The organism is Streptomyces sp. NPDC006879, assembly GCF_042869595.1.
GTDB lineage: Bacteria > Actinomycetota > Actinomycetes > Streptomycetales > Streptomycetaceae > Streptomyces.
Window position 1 is genome coordinate 1 of the sequence record NZ_JBIAGC010000092.1, and the last position, 4,070, is coordinate 4,070.

Below are 4,070 nucleotides of genomic sequence, written 5' to 3' on the forward strand. Positions count from 1 at the left end.
GGTTCCGCTGTTGGCGGTCCCCGAGCGCTACCAGGGCTCGGACACCCCGGCCGCCCACGACTCGGCCTGCCACTTCGCCGAGGAGAAGGACGTCGTCAAGGCGGCTTGATCTCCGACACGGACGGCCCGTTCGTGTGAGGGGCGCCCGGTCTGTTTCGGCAGACCGGGCGCCCCTCACGCATGTCCGGGGGTGTTCCGCCTGGTGGCAGGGCAAGTTGCGCGGCTGGGTGACTCCGGAAGGCCTACGGCCGCGTTTAAAGTGCACTGTGCGGCAAATGGGGTGAGATTGTGGCCTGAGTACGACTTCGTACGATTTGGGAGACAAGGAGGCACTCCATGCGCGGAGCCACCCACGCCAAGTGGGCCGCATGCGCGGTGGCCGTCGCCCTCGTGGCGACGGCTTGCGGCGGCGGAAGCGACAGCGGCGGAGGTGGCGCGGGGATCGTCAGCTCCTCCTGGGGTGACCCGCAGAACCCGCTGGAGCCCGCGAACACCAACGAGGTGCAGGGCGGCAAGGTGCTGGACATGATCTTCCGGGGTCTGAAGCGGTACGACCCGAAGACCGGTGAGGCGCAGAACATGGTCGCCGAGAGCATCGAGACCACCGACCAGCAGAACTTCACCGTCACCCTGAAGGACGGTTGGACCTTCAGCAACGGGGAACCGGTCACCGCCCAGTCCTTCGTGGACGCCTGGAACTACGGCGCCCACGTGGACAACAAGCAGAACAACTCGCCCTTCTTCTCGGACATCGTCGGCTACGACGAGGTTCACCCTGCCTCCGGTAACGCCACCGCCAAGACCATGTCAGGTCTGGTGGTCAAGGATCCGGGAACCTTCACCGTCGCGCTGAAGGAGAAGTTCTCCACCTGGCCTGAGACCCTGGGCTACCAGGCGTTCTCGCCGCTGCCCCAGAGCTTCTTCACCGACCATGACGCCTGGTTGAACAAGCCGGTGGGCAACGGCCCGTACACGGTGGACTCCTATGCCAAGGGCTCCGCGATGCAGTTGCGCGCCTGGGACGAGTACCCCGGCCCGGACAAGGCACAGAACGGCGGGGTGGACCTCAAGGTCTACACCGACAACAACACCGCCTACACGGACCTGATCGCCGGCAACCTCGACCTCGTCGACGACGTGCCCGCGCAGCAGCTGAAGAACGTGCAGAGCGACCTCGGCGACCGCTACATCAACCAGCCCGCACTGATCATCCAGACCGTGGTCTTCCCGCTCTACGACCCGGCGTGGAACAAGGCGGGCATGGAGAAGGTCCGTCAGGGCATCTCGATGGCGATCAACCGGCCTGAGATCACCAAGCAGATCTTCCAGGACACCCGCACTCCGGCCAAGGACTTCACCTCCCCGGCGCTCGGTACCGCGGGAGGCTACAACGACGGAATCTGCGGCGATGTCTGCGAGTACGACCCGGCGCGCGCCAAGTCGCTGATCGAGGAGGGCGGTGGGCTGCCTGGTGGAAAGATGACGCTGACCTCGAACGTGGACACGGGTTCGCACCGGGACTGGATGGACGCCGTCTGCAACAGCATCAACAACGTGCTGGGCCAAGGGCCGGTCTGCACCGTCAACCCCGTGGGCACCTTCGCGGACTTCCGCAACCAGGTCAGCAACTACAAGATGACCGGCCCCTTCCGTTCCGGCTGGCAGGCTGACTACCCGCTGATCCAGAACTTCCTGGAGCCGCTGTACTACACCGGCGCCTCGTCCAACTACGGGAAGTTCTCCAACGCGCAGTTCGACAAACTCGTCGACCAGGCCAACCAGGAGAGCGACGCGGCCAAGGCCGTCGCCACCTTCCAGGATGCCGAGAAGATCCTCGTGGAGCAGATGCCCGCCATTCCGCTCTGGTACCAGAACGGCAGCGCCGGCTACTCCGACCGGATCACCGACGTGGCCCTCAACCAGTTCAGCGTCCCGGTCTACGACGAGATCAAGGTCGCCTGACGCCCATCGGAGCGGGCCGCCCGTACTGATCCCGGACGGGACTCAGCGGGCGGCTGCCCCCTACCCCCGGAGCCTCCCATGGGCCGTTATGTGATCCGGCGGCTGCTCCAGATGATCCCGGTGTTCATCGGCAGCACGTTCCTGATCTTCTTCATGGTGTACGCGCTCGGCGATCCGGTCGCCGCGCTCTTCGGCGACAAGGCGCCCGACCCAGCCACCGCCGCGCGCATCCGCAAGGACCTCTACCTCGACCAGCCCCTGTGGAAGCAGTACCTCCACTACATGGGGCAGATCTTCCAGGGTGACTTCGGCACCGCCTTCAACGGCCAACCGGTGACCGAACTGATGGCCAGCGCCTTCCCCGTGACGCTGCGCCTGACCATCGTGGCCATCGTCATCGAGATCATCTTCGGGATCACCCTCGGTGTCATCAGTGGCCTGCGCAGGGGGCGGGCCGTCGACACCTCGGTGCTCGTCGCCACCCTGGTGGTCATCTCCGTGCCGACGTTCGTGACCGGCTACCTCCTCCAGTACCTCTTCGGCGTCAAATGGGGCTGGGTGTCACCCACGGTGCCCTCCGACGCCCCCTTCAGCGAACTGATCCTCCCGGGCATCGTGCTCGCCCTGGTCTCCCTCGCCTACGTCACCCGACTCTCCCGCACCTCCATCGCCGAGAACGTCCGGGCGGACTACATCCGCACCGCCACCGCGAAGGGCCTGCCGCGCCGCCGGGTCGTCACCAGGCACCTGCTGCGCAATTCGCTGATCCCCGTGGTCACCTTCATCGGCACCGACATCGGTGCCCTGATGGGCGGAGCGATCGTCACCGAGCGGATCTTCAACATCCACGGCGTGGGCTACCAGCTCTACCAGGGGATCCTGCGCAACAACGCCCCCACGGTGGTCGGATTCGTGACCATCCTCGTCATCGTCTTCCTGCTGGCGAACCTGCTCGTCGACCTGCTGTACGCGGTCCTGGACCCGAGGATCCGGTATGCCTGAACCCGAGCCCTACGACCCCATGTACCCCGGCGACGAGGAAGCAGTTTCGCCCACCGGTCAGGGAGGGGCCATGGACCTGGCCATGGACGAGGCAGAAAGCCTGGAAAAGCCGCCGAGTTCGCAGGAGCGGGCCGAGGGCCCGGGCGAGAAGCCGCGCTCCCTGTGGTCCGACGCCTGGCACCAACTGCGACGCAATCCGGTCTTCGTCGTCTCCGGCCTGCTGATCCTCTTCCTGGTCGTCATCGCCATCTGGCCCCAGCTGATCGCCAGCGGCGACCCGCTCCAGTGCGACCTTTCCAAGTCTCAGCAAGGCGCAGAGCCAGGTCACCCCTTCGGCTACGACACCCAGGGCTGCGACGTCTACACCCGTACCGTCTACGGAGCCCGCGCCTCCATCACGGTCGGTGTGTGCGCCACCGTTGGCGCGGCCCTCCTCGGGTCCCTCCTCGGTGGTTACGCCGGCTTCTTCGGCAGCTGGTCCGACGCCCTGCTCAGCCGCGTCGCGGACATCTTCTTCGGCATCCCGGTCATCCTCGGTGGGCTGGTCTTCCTCTCCGTGGTCACGAGCACCACGGTCTGGCCGGTCGTCGGCTTCATCGTGCTGCTGGGCTGGCCGCAACTCGCCCGCATCGCCCGAGGGTCGGTGATCACGGCCAAGCAGAACGACTACGTGCAGGCCGCGCGGGCACTGGGTGCGAGCAACGGGCGGATGATGCTGCGCCATGTGGCCCCCAACGCGGTGGCACCGGTCATCGTCGTGGCCACCATCGCCCTGGGTACGTACATCGCGCTGGAAGCGACGCTGTCCTTCCTCGGTGTCGGGCTGCGCCCGCCCACGGTCTCCTGGGGAATCGACATCTCCAACGCGGCCTCCCAGATCCGCAACGCCCCGCACATGCTCCTGTGGCCCGCAGGCGCGCTGAGCATCACCGTGCTGGCCTTCATCATGCTCGGCGACGCGGTGCGCGACGCCCTCGACCCCAAGCTGCGCTGAGGAGTGGGCACATGTTGCTCGAAGTCCGGGACCTGCACGTCGAGTTCCACACCCGGGACGGTGTGGCCAAGGCGGTCAACGGTGTCAACTACTCGGTGGACGCGGGGGAGAC

General features: G+C 66.4%; 3 protein-coding genes and 1 pseudogene. All 4 read left to right on the top strand.

Annotated features, from left to right (window positions below; translation table 11 throughout):
- Positions 1 to 336: 336 nt before the first annotated feature.
- Positions 337 to 1,962 (top strand): ABC transporter substrate-binding protein, encoded by a 1,626-nt coding sequence (locus tag ACFYMC_RS29575; RefSeq protein WP_388531185.1) that lies wholly within the window; start codon positions 337 to 339, stop codon positions 1,960 to 1,962.
- A 78-nt stretch (positions 1,963 to 2,040) separates the two neighbouring features.
- A complete protein-coding gene (locus ACFYMC_RS29580; RefSeq protein ID WP_388531188.1) occupies positions 2,041 to 2,964 on the top strand; it encodes an ABC transporter permease in 924 nt (307 codons plus the stop codon).
- Complete coding sequence (locus ACFYMC_RS29585; protein WP_388531191.1) at positions 2,957 to 3,958, top strand: ABC transporter permease; 1,002 nt, start codon at positions 2,957 to 2,959, stop codon at positions 3,956 to 3,958. The genes ACFYMC_RS29580 and ACFYMC_RS29585 overlap by 8 nt, the downstream gene beginning before the upstream one ends.
- Positions 3,959 to 3,969: 11 nt before the next feature.
- A pseudogene (locus ACFYMC_RS29590) lies at positions 3,970 to 4,070 on the top strand (methionine ABC transporter ATP-binding protein); the annotation flags it as partial.

Excerpts from the sequence above, each read along its gene's own strand:
- ACFYMC_RS29575 (WP_388531185.1), top strand. The coding sequence starts at position 337 with ATGCGCGGAGCCACCCACGCCAAGTGGGCCGCATGCGCGGTGGCCGTC.
- ACFYMC_RS29580 (WP_388531188.1), top strand. The coding sequence starts at position 2,041 with ATGGGCCGTTATGTGATCCGGCGGCTGCTCCAGATGATCCCGGTGTTC.
- ACFYMC_RS29585 (WP_388531191.1), top strand. The coding sequence starts at position 2,957 with ATGCCTGAACCCGAGCCCTACGACCCCATGTACCCCGGCGACGAGGAA.